Source organism: Campylobacter sp. 2457A, assembly GCF_020135895.1.
In the GTDB taxonomy this organism is placed as follows: Bacteria; Campylobacterota; Campylobacteria; order Campylobacterales; family Campylobacteraceae; genus Campylobacter_D; species Campylobacter_D taeniopygiae.
The window spans coordinates 1-17935 of record NZ_JACHTO010000024.1; the positions used below are offsets into that span (position 1 = coordinate 1).

At 28.8% G+C, this 17935-nt stretch carries 15 protein-coding genes, 1 tRNA gene and 2 pseudogenes; 2 read left to right on the top strand and 16 right to left on the bottom strand.

The annotated features are described in order from the left end of the window. The 12 genes and pseudogenes from H2280_RS07105 to H2280_RS07160 all read right to left on the bottom strand — a co-directional run. A pseudogene (locus tag H2280_RS07105) lies at positions 1 to 590 on the bottom strand (N-acetylmuramoyl-L-alanine amidase); the annotation flags it as partial. Continuing rightward, positions 587 to 1681, bottom strand: a complete 1095-nt coding sequence (locus H2280_RS07110; protein ID WP_137624390.1) for a nitronate monooxygenase — start codon at positions 1679 to 1681, stop codon at positions 587 to 589. The gene H2280_RS07110 and the pseudogene H2280_RS07105, both read right to left, overlap by 4 nt. Continuing rightward, positions 1678 to 2886, bottom strand: coding sequence for a tyrosine--tRNA ligase (tyrS, locus tag H2280_RS07115; RefSeq protein WP_337216071.1), 1209 nt, complete (start codon positions 2884 to 2886; stop codon positions 1678 to 1680). Before tyrS ends, H2280_RS07110 begins: the two co-directional genes overlap by 4 nt. 9 nt (positions 2887 to 2895) lie before the next feature. Beyond that, on the bottom strand, positions 2896 to 5091 hold the full coding sequence (locus H2280_RS07120; protein WP_137624388.1) for a RelA/SpoT family protein: 2196 nt from the start codon (positions 5089 to 5091) through the stop codon (positions 2896 to 2898). Continuing rightward, positions 5075 to 5299 carry a DNA-directed RNA polymerase subunit omega gene (locus H2280_RS07125; RefSeq protein WP_137624387.1) on the bottom strand — a complete coding sequence of 75 codons (225 nt, stop codon included), beginning with the start codon at positions 5297 to 5299 and terminating at the stop codon, positions 5075 to 5077. The genes H2280_RS07120 and H2280_RS07125 overlap by 17 nt, the downstream gene beginning before the upstream one ends. A gap of 10 nt (positions 5300 to 5309) precedes the next feature. Further along, positions 5310 to 6029: a UMP kinase gene (gene pyrH / locus H2280_RS07130; protein ID WP_137624386.1), complete on the bottom strand. Its 720-nt coding sequence runs from the start codon at positions 6027 to 6029 to the stop codon at positions 5310 to 5312. A 49-nt stretch (positions 6030 to 6078) separates the two neighbouring features. Further along, complete coding sequence (locus tag H2280_RS07135; RefSeq protein WP_337216072.1) at positions 6079 to 7287, bottom strand: murein hydrolase activator EnvC family protein; 1209 nt, start codon at positions 7285 to 7287, stop codon at positions 6079 to 6081. Continuing rightward, positions 7284 to 8090 carry an ABC transporter permease gene (locus tag H2280_RS07140; protein WP_137624384.1) on the bottom strand — a complete coding sequence of 269 codons (807 nt, stop codon included), beginning with the start codon at positions 8088 to 8090 and terminating at the stop codon, positions 7284 to 7286. Before H2280_RS07140 ends, H2280_RS07135 begins: the two co-directional genes overlap by 4 nt. After that, positions 8077 to 8742: a cell division ATP-binding protein FtsE gene (locus H2280_RS07145; RefSeq protein ID WP_137624383.1), complete on the bottom strand. Its 666-nt coding sequence runs from the start codon at positions 8740 to 8742 to the stop codon at positions 8077 to 8079. The genes H2280_RS07140 and H2280_RS07145 overlap by 14 nt, the downstream gene beginning before the upstream one ends. 56 nt (positions 8743 to 8798) lie before the next feature. Next, positions 8799 to 9998 (bottom strand): tRNA (guanosine(46)-N7)-methyltransferase TrmB, encoded by a 1200-nt coding sequence (trmB, locus tag H2280_RS07150; RefSeq protein ID WP_337216073.1) that lies wholly within the window; start codon positions 9996 to 9998, stop codon positions 8799 to 8801. Then, a complete protein-coding gene (locus H2280_RS07155) occupies positions 9998 to 11230 on the bottom strand; it encodes a fibronectin type III domain-containing protein (protein WP_137624381.1) in 1233 nt (410 codons plus the stop codon). The genes trmB and H2280_RS07155 overlap by 1 nt, the downstream gene beginning before the upstream one ends. After that, positions 11178 to 12146: an RluA family pseudouridine synthase gene (locus H2280_RS07160; RefSeq protein ID WP_337216074.1), complete on the bottom strand. Its 969-nt coding sequence runs from the start codon at positions 12144 to 12146 to the stop codon at positions 11178 to 11180. The genes H2280_RS07155 and H2280_RS07160 overlap by 53 nt, the downstream gene beginning before the upstream one ends. Before the next feature lie 80 nt (positions 12147 to 12226). On the opposite strand from H2280_RS07160, the gene H2280_RS07165 reads away from it, so the two are divergent. Both H2280_RS07165 and H2280_RS07170 read left to right on the top strand, forming a co-directional pair. Further along, positions 12227 to 13318 carry an FtsW/RodA/SpoVE family cell cycle protein gene (locus tag H2280_RS07165; protein WP_137624379.1) on the top strand — a complete coding sequence of 364 codons (1092 nt, stop codon included), beginning with the start codon at positions 12227 to 12229 and terminating at the stop codon, positions 13316 to 13318. Positions 13319 to 13362: 44 nt separating this feature from the next. Continuing rightward, a tRNA-Ile gene (locus H2280_RS07170) sits at positions 13363 to 13439 on the top strand. Positions 13440 to 13574: 135 nt separating this feature from the next. Here the strand turns inward: H2280_RS07170 and H2280_RS07175 are convergent. From H2280_RS07175 to H2280_RS07190, 4 genes and pseudogenes are all read right to left on the bottom strand, one after another. After that, positions 13575 to 14978, bottom strand: coding sequence for a hypothetical protein (locus tag H2280_RS07175; protein WP_337216075.1), 1404 nt, complete (start codon positions 14976 to 14978; stop codon positions 13575 to 13577). A 2-nt stretch (positions 14979 to 14980) separates the two neighbouring features. Then, positions 14981 to 16432, bottom strand: coding sequence for a hypothetical protein (locus H2280_RS07180; protein ID WP_337216076.1), 1452 nt, complete (start codon positions 16430 to 16432; stop codon positions 14981 to 14983). 395 nt (positions 16433 to 16827) lie between these two features. Further along, complete coding sequence (locus H2280_RS07185) at positions 16828 to 17478, bottom strand: PoNe immunity protein domain-containing protein (RefSeq protein WP_337216077.1); 651 nt, start codon at positions 17476 to 17478, stop codon at positions 16828 to 16830. A gap of 67 nt (positions 17479 to 17545) precedes the next feature. Beyond that, positions 17546 to 17935, bottom strand: a pseudogene (locus H2280_RS07190) (ankyrin repeat domain-containing protein); the annotation flags it as partial.

The following is a 17935-nucleotide window of genomic DNA, read 5'->3' on the forward strand; positions in this document are numbered from 1 at the left end:
CCTTTTTCATCTAAAACAAAACTTTTAACATCATTTTCATTTAAATTTGTATTTAGTTTAAGCTCGACACTTTGGTTAATTTTGTTTGAACTTAAAACATAAATTTTATCATTTTCTTTTTTTGTATCTAGGGAATTATTTTGAATCTGTGGTTTTTTTTCTACCTTTTTATTTATATCTTCATCTTTTTTTTCTTTAGAAATATTTTTTTGACTTTGAGTTTGTGAAAAAGTAGAAATTTCAGTATTGTTTGGAGAATTATTTCTTTTTTTATCCTTTATAACAGCTTTTCTTAAAGCATTAATGCTTGATTGACTAACTCCACTTTCTTTCAACTCTTCTGCGTAAGATCGATCGTCTAAATTTAAAACATTTGAACTTATAATTAATCTTTTTAAAAGTTCTATCTTCGTTTTTTCATCCTCATTAATAACACTTTGAATATAAAGACTTTTTAATTGCTGATGAAATTTTATCTGTGCATCAGCTTTAGACGTAATAAAATTATTATCAAAATTATCAAGCTCTTTTTCATACGCTCCAAAGCAAAGATTAAAAAAAACAAAAAATAAAAATAAAAATTTAATCATTCTTCACCATTAACAAGCTTATCGATTAACTCTTTAACACTGATTAATTTATCCAAGCGATATCCATTTGCCCCTGTAAAAAATAATCCTGTTTCTTTTTTTCCAGACCACGCATCAAAAAGTCTATCGGCTATACAATATCCAACTTTTGTAGCCTCTTTTCCTCTACCACAAGGAGCTACGCAATTACTAATGCAATTTATCTTAGGCCCCATTCTTTTATCGACTAAATCAAGTAAATTAGTTCTTACACCTCTCGCAGGATATCCAACTGGAGATTTAATAAGTTCTATATCTTCTTCCTTGCAAGATAATAAAACATTTTTAAAGTCATCACTAGCATCACACTCAAAAGTGCCAATAAAACGCGTTCCCATTTGCACTCCACTCGCACCTAATGCGATCGCATTTTCAATATCTTTCTTATCCCAAATTCCTCCTGCTGCAATCACTGGAAATGAACCCCAATTTTTAGCTTCTTCAACCACTGGAGCGATTAATCTCTCTAACTGATAATCTGGATCAAGACATTGTTCATAAGTAAAACCTTGATGTCCCCCACTTTTTGGTCCTTCAAGTACTACAGCATCTGGCAAACGATTGTAACGGTTTTGCCATCTTTTACAAATGATTTTTAAAGCCTTAGCTGATGAAACAATAGGCACTAAAGCAACGTCTGGAAAATCCATAGTAAATTCTGGCAAATTTGTTGGAAGTCCTGCACCTGAAACAATAACATTAAATCCAACTTCACAAGCATCTTTAGCAATTCTTGCATAATCATTACTTGCACAAAGTATATTGCATCCCAAAGGTGCATCACCACAAACTTTTCTAGCATTATCGATCAAAGCTTGTAAGCCTTTTCTTGAGTAAAAATTCTCACTTCCATAAGGTTTAGCATTAAGTTCTTTACTTACATAAGAGCGATTTTCATAATACCCTGTTCCAACAGATGAAATTATGCCAAGCCCACCATTTAAAGACACAGCTGAAGCTAACTTATCCCAACTAATACCTAAACCCATCCCCCCTTGAAAAATGGGATATTTAATTAAATGTTTTCCTATTTGAAGAGATTTAAAACTCATTCCTTAACCTTTAATTTTGCAAATTTTCTTTTACCCATTTGTAAAATATATTCTCCAGTATTTAATTGCATTTGTTCATCATTAATTTTTTGCGAATTCACACTCACTGCATTAGCACCTATACTTCTTCTTGCAGCAGAGGTTGAATTTTCTAATTCACACAATACTAAAGCTTTAGCTAACCAAATACTTTCACCCTTAAATTCAAATTCTTTAATTTCACTTGGCAAGGCATTAGCACTATGAATTCTATCAAATTCTTCTTTTGCAAATATTGCATCTTCTTTAGTGTAAAAACGCTCAACAATCTCTAAAGCCAAATTTTCTTTAGCTTTTTTAGGATGTAATTTAGTATTTTTTATATCATTTCTTATATCTTCAAGCTCTTTTAAAGTTTTTTGACTTAAAAGCTCATAATATCTAAACATTAACTCATCACTAATACTTAGAATTTTAGCATACATATCATTAGGTTTTTCTGTAACACCTATATAGTTGTTTAAACTTTTACTCATTTTATTAACACCATCTAATCCTTCTAAAAGGGGCATCATTATCACCGCTTGTTCTTTACCTGTATTGTAAATTCTTTGAAGATGCCTACCCATTAAAAGATTAAATTTTTGATCAGTTCCACCCATTTCTATATCACTTTTTAAGAAAACACTATCATAACCTTGAAGCAAAGGATATAAAAATTCACAAATACTAATGGAACTTTGCTCTTTAAAGCGTTTTGTAAAATCATCACGCTCAAGCATTCTTGCTACGCTAAAGGTTGAAGTAAGCTCTACCAAACCGCTAGCTCCAAGTTCATTAAGCCAAACGGAGTTAAATTTAATCTGTGTTTTTTCTTTATCTAAAATTTTAAAAACTTGTTTTTCATAAGTTTTTGCATTGATTAAAACCTGCTCTTTATCTAGTTTTTTTCTTGTAGCATTTTTACCGCTTGGATCGCCAATTTGTCCTGTAAAATCACCGATTAAAAATTGTACTATGGCTCCATGTTTTTGCAAAAAAGCCATTTTGTTTAAAACCACGCTATGTCCTAAATGCAAATCAGGCGCCGTAGGATCAAAGCCTGCTTTAACGAAAAAATTTTCACCCTTTTCATAATAATTTTTTATTAATGATTCTATTTTTTCTTCATCGATAAGCTCTGCACACCCTCTTTTAACTTCGGCTAAAATATCTTTTATGTTCATTTTTATCCTTTAACTTTCTTTATAGGCATCGTTTAAAGATACAAAATCTAAAATTTTACAATGAATTTTTAATCTCTCGCGAACGCTATCTGGATTTATATTTTCTGGTATTTCCATTGTTATTTCAAAATAATCCACGGTTGAGTTTATATCTTTTGCCAAATTGATTGTCAATAAATTAATCTGCATTTTAGCTAAAACTGCCAAAAACTCTGCTAAAACCCCTTTTTTATTTTCTAAAGAAAAAATAAGTTTGTAAGATTTTGGTATATTAGAATCCCATTTGATAAAAACCATATCTCTTTTTTTATCTATCATTTTTTCTGCTCTATCACAAAGCTTATGATGCACAATAGCATTTCCGCCCTCTACAAAAGCAACCACAGCATCGCCTCTTTTAGGGTGACAACAATAGTCAAAATCTACATTAGCTATTTTATGATTAGAATAGATTAAAAAATTTCCTATATTGTATTCTTGAATTTCATATTTATCAAACCAATAAGATTTTTTTGCATATTTTTTAAGTCCATTGACAATATCCTTAAGATAGGTATTATCATTGGCTACTTCTCGTATACGTCTTCCTAAATTTTCTTTTTCTATCCAAGCTTCTATTTTATTTTTATCCACACCAAAAACAAAACTAAGCATATTAATAGCACTTGCGAGATTAATTTCTCTTATTTTTTGCTTACAAAATTCTCTAATACTAGCTTTAGCTTTTCCTGTTTTAACACTATCAATCCACGAACAACGGTAAAATTTATCTTCACTTGTTACAACACGAACAATATCACCATTTTTTAATTCTGTAAGCAAAGGAACTTTAACTCGATTAACATAAGCACTTTTTGCATGAAGTCCAATTTTAGTATGCACTTCATAAGCAAAATCAAGAGCTGTTGCTCCTCTAGGTAAAGTAAAAATTTCTCCTTTTGGAGAATACACGGCTATATCTTCTACATAAAGGCTATCTTTAGCGTATTCATAAAGTTCAATAGCATTGTAATCTTCCGCATTTTGAGGATTGTTAGCACTTTGTATTGAAATATCAGTTAGCCAATCTAAATTTGGCGCAACAACACTACCGTCTTCTTTATATTTCCAATGTGCAGCGATCCCAAATTCTGCAATTTTATGCATATCAAAAGTTCTAATTTGCGCCTCAATAATATTTTTTGTATCAAAAAGTGTTGTATGTATCGTTTGATATCCGTTTTGTTTTGGCAAAGCTATATAATCTTTAAAACGAGAAATTAAAGGATTGAAATTTGTATGTAAAATTCCCAAAGCCAAATAACAATCACTCACTTTTTCAACTAAAATTCTCACACCTAATAAATCAAGCACTTCTTCTATACCTATACCTTTTCTTTGCATCTTAAGATAAATAGAATAGCTATGCTTAATACGCTTTTGAATTTTAAAACTTCCTTGCCTAAAACCATTACTTAAAAATAGAATTTCTATTTTTGAAATGAATTCATTAAGTCCTAATTGCATTTGCTGATCATTAGAATTAATATAATTATCTATTATATTATATTCATCAGGCATCAAATATTTAAAGCTTAAATCTTCTAAGTAATTTTTAATACTAGAAATTCCAAGCCTATGTGCTATAGGAGCATAAACAACTAAGGTTTCTTCACTAATTCTTTTTTGCTTATCTTCTCTTAAGGCGTCTAAAGTTAGCATATTGTGCAGTCTATCACAAAGCTTGACGATTAAAACACCCACATCTTGAGTGCTTGCCAAAAGCATATTTCTAAATGTTAGTGCGGATTTGGTTAAATTTTTTTTCGATTTTGAAGAAATGAGATTATCTTCTCTAATTTCTATTATTTTAGTTAATCCTAAAACTAATTTTAAAACATCATGTCCAAAAGTTTTACTTAACTCTTCTTCTGTACATTCGGTATCTTCAATAATATCATGCAAAAGAGCGGCCAAAATAGCAGCTTTATTATCACTTAAAAAGCCTACCAAAGTAGCCACTAAAATAGGATGTATGGCATAAGGCTCACCGCTTTTTCTCATCTGTCCTTCATGGTAAAATACACAATATTCTACCGCTTTTTCTAAAGTAGAATCACTTTCGCAAACGCAAAAAAGAAGTTCTTTTGCCCTTGTTAAGTCCTTACAATTTTTAACATCATCAATGAGTTTTTCTAACAATAAGTCCTCATCGATCGGTCTCACCTAAACCCTCTAAAGTGATTTTATCTTCTGCTATTTCAAATAAAGCGATGTCAGCAAATTTTAATTTATTTTTATCAATATCAACTAAAGGTGTAGCTCCGTCAGCTAATTGCTCTGCTCTTTTAGCTACCACTAAAGATAAACGATAACGATCATCTCCCATTTTTTTTAGAGCTTTTGCTGCTATCTCTTCTATTCTGCAATCCATTTTTTCTCCTTTATTGATTTTTAACTATAGAACAAAGGCTGGTATCACCTTGTATAATTTTTAATAAATTGCCTTCTTCAAACATATTACAAACTACTATTGGCAAAGAATTATCTTTAGCCAAAGCAATAGCCGTATCATCCATAACTTTAATATTATCTTGCATAGCTTCATCATAAGTTAAAGTTTGCAAAAACACCGCATCATCAAATTTATTTGGATCTTTATCATAAACACCATTGACTTTTGTTGCTTTTATAACCATATGCGCATTGATTTCTACTGCCCTTAAAATAGCTGTAGTATCAGTTGTAAAATAAGGATTTCCAGTTCCAGCAGCAAAAATAACCACTCGACCTTTTTCCAAATGTCTATGTGCTCTTCTCATAATATAAGTTTCACAAAATGCTTCCATTTGTATCGCACTTTGAACCCTAACATCAAGTCCAGAACTTTCCAAAGCTTCTTGAATCGCAATAGCGTTAATCACAGTAGCAAGCATACCCATATGATCTCCACTTGTGCGCTTAATAAGCCCTCCTTTAGCTACAGAAACGCCCCTAATGATGTTTCCACCACCTATTACTATACCTACTTCTATATCATTTTTTACTAATTCTTTAATTTCATTGGCGATAAATTTTAAGATAGAATTTTCAATTCCAAAGCCATTCTCTCCAGCTAAAGCTTCACCTGAAAATTTTACCAAAACTCTTTTTTTATCTTGCATAATCTCTCCTTAATCTGTGAAATTATAGTTTAAAGTGAATTAAAATTAGCTAATTTAGACTGATCAACTCCAAAGGATTGATATGAAAATTTTTTTGAGTAACTTCAAAGGTTAAATCATTTTTAATCCTACCCACTATAGCACCTTTTTTAATATTTTTTCCTACTTTGATATTTGGAGCTATTTTATCAAGATGTGCATAAATCGTATGTATTCCATCATCGTGTTCCACGATAACAACGCGTGCTAACATACTTGTATCTTTTGCAAAAACTACTTTACCATTTAAAACATTTTTAACCACAGCATCGGATTTTGTGCTTTTTAAAACAACACTTTCATTAAAGATTTTAATATTATAGACTGGATCTATATAATTTCCAAATTTTTGCTTAACAGTGAAAGAATCCAAAGGTGCTATCGTTTTTTTTCCTGTATAACGTTTAATCACACCACCTTGATAACTTGAACCGAGTTGGCGAATTTTTTGATTATTATTTGCAATTTTTGAATTACTAATCGATGGTTTTTCTTGCTCCTTCTCTTCTTGTTTTCTTTGTATTATTCTTAATTGATTAAGAGTTTTTCTTAATTCATCTTGTTGAGCTTGCAAATCTTCAAGTTTTTTGACATAAATTGCACGATCTGTTTTTTGTTTATTAATTTCATCGATTTGTTTTTTTCTTAAATCTTGAAGTTTAACAAGTTGCGCATTATAAACTTTTAAATTGTCATTAATTTTTTGAATTTGCATTTGTTTATCATCAATCATTTTACTAACATCTTCGTAATCTTTAGAAAGTTTGAAAATCTCACTGCTTAAAACTTTGTCTAAATTCCCTAAAATTTCAAAAGCCATAAAACTTTCTTTACCTTCAACATAACCTTGTGGTATGGGTAAATCATAAGCAAAATCTTTCGCCATCAAAGCAATTAATTTTCCCTCCATATTTGCTCTAGTTTTTAAAAGATCACCATTTTGAGTTGTAAGCAAATTGAGTTCTTTATATTGAGCCTTTGCATTTTCTTCAAGTTTAGCAGTTTGAGAATTAAGCGTTTGAATTTGCGAACTTAAGTCTTTTAAAGTTTTTTCTCCACTTAATATATCACTTGCCAAATCTTCAAGTTTTTTATTGAGTTGTTGCTGTATGCGTTTATTTTCTTCTAAATTTTTTGCTTTCTCATTTATAGCGTTTGCATAAATTGATCCAAAGGCTAAAAAAAGAAACAAAAAGATAGAAAAAATCTTTTTTGTCATTTTTTAACCCTAAACATTACAGAATTGACAAACAATAAACATACAAATAAAGTAGCTAAAAAAATCAAACTAAGCTGTAAAACAAAATTGATTGGAGGTAATACAATATCCACAGCTTTTAAATGATTTTGTATGATTTCAAGATCGTAAATTTGCGTAAAAAATATCAATAAAATAATAAAAGCGATCAAACAATCCATAAATACAATCTTATAAAGCATAAAAGATCTAAACCAAAATGGCGCCCCAAAAAGACACATAATTTCCACGCGTTCTGTATGCTCAAAAAGCCAAATTCTCATTTGTTTCAAAAATAAAACAAAAGAAAGAACGATAATAATAAATAAAAATAACCAAAATACAAATTTCATTAAAACAAGTAAAGAATAAACCTTATCATGTGTCTTAGCAAAAGTTTCGATTTTGCTAATACCTGAAATACTTAAAAGCTGATTTTTAATCGTATCAAGTTCATTTTGAGTGGGCAAATGGTTTAATTTTATGCTATAAAATTTGGGTAAAGAATTTTTTAATGCTTTTAAATTTTTATCTGAAATATCATTTTTTAAACGCTCGATTAAATTTTTTGGATCCAAAATTTCCAAACTAGAAAAAGAAGGAATTTTGGTTTTAATAACATTTTTATCAAGCTCATTGGAACTCACAACTATGATATTATAATCTTTATTTGCCAACTCTTCATAATATTTTAAAGTCGAATTAGTAAGCAAAATAAACTCAAATGCAAACATCATAAAAAGTAAAGGTAAAATTAAAGATAAATGTGTTCTAAAAAATTTCATTCATTGTTCCATTCTCTATATTAAAACGACGATAATTCAATCTCAAATTAACCGGTATTCTATGAGTAACTACAACCACACAAGTTCCCAAAAGTTCTCTAGCTGATTTTAAAAGCGTCCAAATGATATCCGAAGAATACTCGTCCAAATTTCCCGTAGGCTCATCGCAAAGCAAAAGTTTTGGATTATGCGCTAAAGCCCTAGCCATAGCTACACGTTGCTGCTCACCCCCGCTTAGTTGATTAGGCAATTTATCGGCTTTGAAGGTTAGATTGACATGTTTTAAAAGTTTATTTGCTTGATCTTGACAAACTTTTTTACTATATCCTTTAATCATCAAAGGAAGCATAACATTTTTTTCAACGGTATATTCTTGTATAAGTCTATAATCTTGAAAAATAATACCTATTCTTTGGCGTAATTTTAAAAGGTCTAAATTACCGATTTTTTTCATCGAAGAACCGCAAACTTGAAGTTGCCCTGAAAGAAGCTCCAAATCTCCATAAAAAGATTTCAAAAGTGTACTTTTTCCACTTCCACTTTTTCCTGTAATAAAAACAAAATCATCGTCTTTAAAAGTAAAACTTGCTTCTTTGATAACCAATTCATCATAGCCTAAAGAAAGTTTATTTGCTTGAATTAAATTGGGCATTTTTCTTCCTCTTCAATTTTCAAATTTTTTAATTATGCTTTGTTTTTACTTAAATTTCAAGAAAATAACGCGGTATCAAAATGAAATTTAAGCACCTTTTTTAATTTTTCCATTGCTTTCAAATTTTCTTTAATCCTAAAAGGTTTTTTAAATAAAAATTCTATTTTTTCACCCACATAAATATAACTATGTTCAGGTTTATTAAAAGCTCCAAAAGCTATTTTAAAAATCAAACCTTCTTTTGCTTGATACAAATTTTCAAAATGCAAAAAATAATCATCTCCTTTTAAAGTTAAATTCTTAAAATTTTTCTCTAAAAGAATTAAATCATTTGCATTAAATGTCATATCAGAAAAATCAAAATCATCTAAATTTAGCTCATCACAAGCACTATCTAAATTCCACACCCAAAGATCAAAAATATCTTTATTTTGTCTTTTCCATCTATCTTCATATTTACTAGAAATTTCAAGGTCTTCATTTTTTCTAAGGCTAAATTTTGGAGTGCTAAAATGTAAAAATTGCTTAAGTGTAAAATCAAAATATTCATAACTATCCGTTCTAAGCTCAAATCTCCCATTTTTTCCTAAAACTCTAGCACATTCTTGGCAAAAATTTTTCGCAATAACGCGTCTATGTGGTTTTTTATCCCAAGGGACTGGAAAATGTAAAAAAATTTTTTCTACAGAATTTGACTCAAGTACGCTAAGTAAAAGCCTAGCATCACTTTGTATTAGTACAATATTGCTTAAATTTTGACTCTTTGCCAATTTAGCCACTTGAGTGATAGCTGGATTATAAATTTCAACCCCTATTATTAAAGTATCTGGATTATTTTTAGCTTGATAAAGCAAATGTCTGCCTGATCCAAATCCTATTTCAATATAAATTTTTCCCTTAATTTTCGATAATAATTGATCAAAATCATATGCAATTAAAGAAGTTTTTTCAATCAATGCATTGTGTTTAAATGCAAAAGCTTCATTAATAATATCTTCACGATTGCAAAAATAATCCCTAAAAATCTGTAAAGATTTTTGCAAATAAGCTATTTTGGAAGGTTTAGTATGCTTATCACCCTTGATAACAAAACTACTATCCTTTTCTTTTTTAACCTGTAAAAAGAAACTCTCTTCATTTACTTTAGTGTATATTAAAATAACATTATTATTTTCAGCCATCCATTCTAATTCTACCTCGTCTTTTTTAAAAGGTAGAATCAGATCTTTAATTTTTTTAACTTTGAAATTTGGCACTATTGTGCTGCCTTAACTCTTTTTGAAGGCTCTGAACGCAACCCAGCAGAATCAATTGCGATAACCTCATAACTGTATTCTACTCCTGGCAAAGCTTTAATATCTTTTAATTGTTTTTCTTTGATACCTTTAAAAATAGCATTTTGCTCTCCGCCATAGCGTCTAACTTCATATTCTACAGCTCTAGAATCCCCATCAATCCATTCAAGATTAATCCCTTCAGGTGTGCTTTGAGCTAGGATAATACTTGGAGAAGAAGGAATACCTAAGGTTTTTCCTTCAACCCCATTTTTTGGCATAGGACTTTCTAAACCATCTACATCAACCATAGTTACTTTATAGTATTTAGTTTCATCTGAACCCTCAACTAAATCTTCATAAGAATTTTTATCTGTTTTAGCAATGAGAGTATAAGGGAGAAAACTTGAACTCGTAGAATAAACTTTATAATAAGAAAAATCTTTATAGGCAGGTGCATCCCATGTTAAAATTATTTTATTAGAAGCATCTGAACTAGCATTTAAATTTTGCACCTCTGGCGGCAAAGCTTTGCTTGTAGAATTTAAGACTTGACTTGGCTCACTTTTAATCCCATCAAAACTTACAGCAATAATTTGATAATTAAAATTTTCATTAGGTTTTAAATCTTTGTCTATATACTCTGCACTTAAACGATTTTTAACTTCGGCGATTTTTTTAAAATTATCTTCATTGCTTTTTGATCTTTCAATGATATAAGAATTGACTCTTAAGTCAGGATGAGGACGCCAGATTAATTTAATACGATTTGGTAAATTAGTTATAGCTTGAACAAAAGGAATAGCCTCAAGTCTTGGCATGGTACTTGCTTCAAAAATTTTACCATCTTCTGAAGGATGTCCTTGATTGTCAAAACTTCTCATTTTATAATAATATTTTGTATTAGGTTTAAGATTTGTATCTACATAATGAGTTTGAAATTTATCTTTGATAGTCGCTACAAGTTTAAATTGAGGATCTTCATCACTAGAACGATACAAATAAAAACCTTGTATATTATCATCATACAAAGGCTCCCACTCAAAAGCTATATTACTCATATCGCTAAGAGTTTTAACATCATCCATCTTAGGCAAACTTTCATTAATCAATACTTCTTTACTGGACTCAGTGTTTGAAACCTGCGAAACACTACAAGCACTAAATAAAAGAATCAAAACGCTTAAGCAAAGACTCAAGTGAAATTTTTTCATCCATCTCTCCTAAAATAAATTTATTATTTAAAATCTCTTTAAAATCCTCCATCAAAGGAGCTTTAACAAAAATTGTTTCCTTTTTTTTGGGGTGAATAAAATATAAAAAATAAGCATGAAGCATCACCCTACCTTCATATTTTCCTCTATAGCCATATAATTTATCGCCTAAGATATGACGATTTATACTCGCTAAATGTGCCCTGATTTGATGTGTTCTGCCTGTAAAAAGTTTTGCAGCGATTAAATTAACATCCTCATTTGCAATTAGATTAATAAAAGCACTTTTAGCATACTTACTCCCTTTAGTATTATCCTCCACCACTATTTTTTTGATAGCATTTGTTTGAGATCTGGCTAAAGATTTTTCGATTATAATTTTATCGTCTTTTAGTGACAAATCAATTAATGCTAAATAAATTCTTCCCATAGTTTTATCGCTTAATTGTTCGCTAAGCTTTTGATGGGTGAAATTATTTTTAGCTATAAGTATTGCCCCGCTTGTATCCTTATCAAGTCTATGAACAAGCCCTGCTCGAATTTCTCCGCCTAAATTAGATAGGGTGTAATTTTTCGCAAGCAGCCAATCCACCAAAGTCAAATCCTTAACGCTGCTTGCCCCATGCACCACCAAATTTGAAGGCTTATTTAAAACAAGCAAATCCTCATCTTCATATAAAATTTCTATATCAAAATTCACATCAAAAGACTTTTTTTCTTTACACTCTAAAGAAGGAAGTTCTACGCAAATTTCATCGCCAATTTTTAATTTAAATGAATTTTTATTTTGAATTTGGTTATTAACTTTTACACATTTTTTTTCTATAAGCAATGCTACTTGATTACGACTTTGTTTTAATATTTTTGCTAAAAAAATATCCAATCTTAAATTTTCATCCGCTAAAAAAGTTTGCATTTTTTCCTAAATTATCTCATTAGATTTAAAATCTTATTCTATAATTATAATTTTAATATTATAGTTTAAAAAGGCAAATTTTGTTTATATTGGATAGAAGAATATTAACACATTTTGATTATATGCAACCTATATTATTCACACCTATAATACTTCTTTCCTTTTTTTTAATTTTTGAAGCCCATGCTTTATTAGCAGAAAAACAATTTGTCTATACTTGCGTTGGCACACTCGCTTTTTTTATCTTTTTCTTTATCCCCATTCGGAAACTAATTTGGCTTATTCCTGTAGCCTATTTTATAAATATTTTTCTACTTTCAAGCGTTGATATTTTTGGGGTTGAAAAACTGGGAGCAAAAAGATGGCTAGAAATTCCTTTTACACAATTTACAATACAGCCTTCAGAAATTTTTAAACCAAGTTTTATTCTAATGCTTGCTTATTTGATTTATCAAAACCCACCACCACAAAATGGTTACAAACTCAAAGAATTTGCAAAAATCAGTTTTTTTATTATTTTGCCTTTTTTATTGATAGCAAAAGAACCGGATTTAGGAAGTGCGACCGTATTATTAATTGTTGGCTTTGGAGTGCTTTTTATCATGGGAGTTCATTATAAAATTTGGTTGAGTATTATTCTTGTTATAAGTATTAGTTCACCTATAATCTATACACATTTTTTAAAACCTTACCAAAAACAAAGAATTCATGATTTTATAGCAGAAAAACCAAGCTATCAAGTCGCTCAATCTATGATAGCCATAGGCAATGGCGGCCTTACTGGCAAATCAGAAGATGAGGCTACTCAAACACATTTTAACTTTCTACCTATATCTACAAGTGATTTTATTTTCGCTTATTTGGTAGAAAGATTTGGATTTTTAGGCGGATTGGTTTTAATTTTATTGTATGTTTTACTTATTTTTCACCTTTTAAGTCTTAATAATAAGCTTAAAAATGACTATTTTACCCGAGTGGTGGTTAATTGTGTTGCCTTATTTATTTTTATTTACGTTGCGGTAAATATTTCTATGACTATAGGTTTTGCTCCAGTTGTTGGAATTCCATTGCCTTTCTTTAGCTATGGTGGAAGTTCTTTTACTATTTTTATGATCTTTTTTGGAATACTGCAACATCTTATCACGTTCAGATATTTTTGGATAGATAAATAAAATATTTTTAAGCAAAAATAAGTTATAATTCTCGCTTTTAAAATGGATTTATAGCTCAGTTGGTTAGAGCAACCGGCTCATAACCGGTTGGTCGCAGGTTCGAGTCCTGCTAAATCCACCACTTCTAATAAAATTTTTACCAATTCTTAAAATTCCTCAAAAATTTAAAACAAACTTGATTAACATTAAGAATATAAATTTGTCATATAACACTTTAGAATCTATTAAATAAAAAAGTAGATTAAACTAATCTACTCTATTTATTATAAGCATTTAAAAAAGCTAAAGCTAAAGCTTGATTGAAACGATAAGCAAGAAAAGCATCGCTTCGTACTATCCAATCATATCGCCAAGGATAAGCTTCTTCATTATCCTCACGAAAAATCATCCCCACTCGTTCTTTTAGAAAATTCTTATCTTTCCTCAAATTCATTCTAAAGCTTTCAAATACAAGATTTTTAGTATGAAAATTGTTTTGTATTAAAAAAACACTGCTATCATATTTTTGCTTAGCAATTACTTCTTTTACATTATCCTCACTCCAATGCCATCCATCTCTTGATAAATCATATAGATTGCCAATTCGCGAAAATTTAACTATTTCCTTATAATTAGATTGATGTTTTTTATCCAAAATCACTTTTTTATATTTACCATGAGGTGTTTTATTTATCACTTTAAGCCCATAAAACTCAGGATATTTAATATTTGTTTGATCATTTTGTATGAGTTCTAAAAGTTCATCATAACCTATACCTAGTTTATTGATTTTAGCTTTAGGTATAATAGGATCGATCTTATAATCCTTTGAAGAAAGCAAATTTAAACTCACTTTATACACTTTATAATCTCCATTTACATCCAAAATACTTTCTTTATAAAAAAACTGATCTTGATTTAAAGGCAAATAAGTTTTTAAAAGATTTTCATCTTTTAAAAATACTTTTCTAATAGAATTAGGGATAATATCATAAATGATATCATAAAGAGTGATAGTATCAGCACTTGAAGCATCGAGTGCTGTTGCAGTGTCTATGATGTTAAAATTCCTATCATATCTATAATTGACATTTTCAATTTTTAATTGACGAATAGCATCAAGAAGATTATAACTTTTATGATTAAAAGTAGAAGTGAAATTTTTTAAAAACTCTTCATAGTCTAAATTAGGATTATTTGTAAGTTGTTTTTGTTTTTCATAGAGTTTAATAGTAAGCCATTGTGAAAAAACAAGTTGAACGAAAGGATATTGTTTAACCAGATTAGAAAAATCATCCTTATGTTTTTCTCCAAATTCAAAAACTTCTAAAATAATATTTTTAGGAAGTTCCACTCCAAAGGCATTGTATTCATTGTCTTTTAGAGTATTTAAATTTGTGATAAGATTTTTGGTTGGATTGACACCATATTCAAATAGTGCAAGACTAAAATTAATCGGTAGATGATTTGATTCATCAAGACATTCCGCACACAATAATCCAAGAGTTATTTTACCTAAATAATAAAAATCTACATCATCTTTTATAACATAATCTGAATTAAGTTCTTTATCATCATCATAATAAAAATCATCTTTTATAACATAATCTGAATTAAGTTCTTTATCATCTGCATTAAGTGTGCAAAAAATCATCATTAAAATACATATTATTTTTTTCATGGTTATTCCTCTATATTAACTTTTGTTTTATCATAAGCATTTAAAAAAGCTAAGGCTAAAGCTTGATTGAAACGATAGGCAAGAAAAGCATCACTTTGTACTATCCAATCATACGCTTTAGGACCGATAGTCTCACCAAATTCAGTAAAAATTGTATTTTCTTTTATTTGTCTTTTAAAATCCTCATCTTCTCTTAATTTCATCCTAAAACTTTCAAATATAAGATTTTGAGAGTGAAAATTGTTTTGTATTAAAAAAACTCTAGCATTATAATATTGCTTTATAATTATAGCATACACTTTATCATCAGCCAAAGTTTCACCGTGTCGTGGAGTATAACCATACTCATTTTGAGTTTGTGAAAGTCTTACCATATCCTCATAATTAGCCTTATGTCTTTTCTTTGGATCTAAAACCACTTTATATAGAAATTCCCAACCATATTCTTCACTGTGTTTTGTTTCATCTATCACTTTAAATTCATCAATCTCAGGATATTTAAGACTTGTTTGATCATTTTGCATGAGTTCTAAAAGTTCATCATAACCTATACCTAGTTTATTGATTTTAGCTTTAGATATAAGAGGATTAATATTGTAATCTTTTAAATATAAAGCATCCATTTGATAATATTTTTTAGGAACTTTTTTTTCATTATAGGTTACATTTTCTCCATATAAATATTTAAAAGTATTTTTAGGATCCTCATATTCATATTCTTTATAATAAAACTGATCTTGATTTAAAGGCAAATAAGTTTTTAAAAGCTTTTCATCTTTTAAAAATACTTTTCTAATAGAATTAGGGATGATATCATAAATAATATCATAAAGAGTGATATCGTTGATATATAAATGATCAATACGACCCCAAACACCAAGTGCTGTTGCAGTGTCTATGATGTTAAAAAATTCGTCATCTTTGTGATTGATATTTTCAACCTTTAATTGATGAATAGCATCAAGAAGATTATAACTTTTATGATTAAAAGTAGAAGTGAAATTTTTTAAAAACTCTTCATAGTCTAAATTAGGATTGTTTGTAAGCTCTTTTTGTTTTTCATAGAGTTTAATAGTAAGCCACTGTGAAAAAACAAGTTGAACAAAAGGATATTGTTTTACTAGATTAGAGAATTTATCCTTATGTTTTTCTCCAAATTCAAAAACTTCTAAAATAACATTTTTAGGAAGTTCTACTCCAAAAGCTTTATAGTCATTGTCTTTTAGAGTGTTTAAATTTGTGATAAGATTTTTGGTGAGATTGTCACTATAATATTTATCTTGTATAAGACTAAAATTGATAGGGAGATAATTAAACTGATCAAGACATCCAAATACTCCAAAAGTCCTCTTACCTAAATAATAAAAAATATCATCTTTCATATCATACTCCTTTATATTATCTGCATTAAGTGTGCAAAAAATCATCACTAAAAAACATATTATTTTTTTCATGGTTATTCCTCTATGATATTTTCAAGATTAATAAAATCTATTATATCTTTATTTTTTATAATATTAATTTTAAATAATTGCATTTTTGGTAATAGTATGAAATTTATTTTAGTGTTATTTTTTTGAGAATTAAGAGTGTTAAACTAAATTATTTAAAATAGTAATACATTTTCTACTCGTGCGATTTACATATAGAATTTAACTTAAATCTTATTTTTCAATAATAAGATCTATTTAATACACCAAAAGCTCACGAAAACTAAATCCTAATAAATTGTATTCTTTCTAAATTTACTAGATACAAAAACAGCTACTTCATCATCTTTTACCCTAAAGATATGACTTTTAAGATCTTTAAAGGCTGCTTTTTAATATTAAATATAAATAAGAAACTCCTAAATTAAATCATAAGGAAAGTATTTATAATGTTTAAATTCTTCTTTATTTAAACCCATTATCTTTACAATAACAGCACCTTCAAGATCCCAAGTATCTAGAGGATCTCTTAATCTTGTATGTTTTTTCATATATTTATGTAAAAACTCAATATCCTTAGTAGCTACAAATTCTTTAATAAGTTCATGTTCTTTACAATTACATTTGCGTTCTAAATTTAAGTTTTTACCCATAGATCCCACAAAATGTAAAAACCAATCCCTATTAAGTATATCTCTTCTTTTTCTCTCATCTTCTTCTACTAATTTTAATACACAAGTTGTGTCCATATCTAATAACACTCTAAGACAAAGTTCAAGGGCATTCCCCTTAAAGCAGCTAATATCAAATCCAAATTCTAAAAGTTTTTTTTGTCTTATTGATATAACTTCTTCTAAATCTTTTTTGACTAATTTTATATCATCACCGCGAGCATATTTACGCATAGCGTTATGAAATTTCTGATCTTCTATATAAAAAAAATAATTTTTCCTTCTTGGATCTTCTAAAGGAAGTTCTAAAAGTCTTTTTTCATCCTCTTTAATTTCTTTTTCACATTTTATTATTTCTTCAGTAAAATACGCTTCATCTTTACTAGTATCCCTTAGCATTTTCTATCCTTTCGATTAAGTTTTTAGTTTTTGCGTTTTTATCACTAAAAGTCTTTTTAGATAAAAGCTAAATAACTTCTATTTTACAAAAAATCAAAGGAGTTTTTTCTAAGATAGCAAGATAATTTTCCTTAAGTTGCTTTTCGTGTTCTTTTCTTATTTTATCTTGTATTTCTCTTTTTTTTCGCATTTCATTCATAAGCTCTATATGTTTTTCTTCGCTGCCTAAAAGCTCTAAAGAACTTTTAGCTCCTGCTTTAAGAAGGTATTTTTTTATGGTTTCACTTTTATTGCCTATATTATCAAGAGCAGAATCTCCAAATTGATCAAAAACATTCACATTAGCTCCTGCTTCAATGAGCTTTTTAACTGTATTAGAATAACACCCCTCTACAGCCAATATTAAAGCATTTTCTCCATAACAAATTGATCCTTTATCATATTCTATGATTTCATT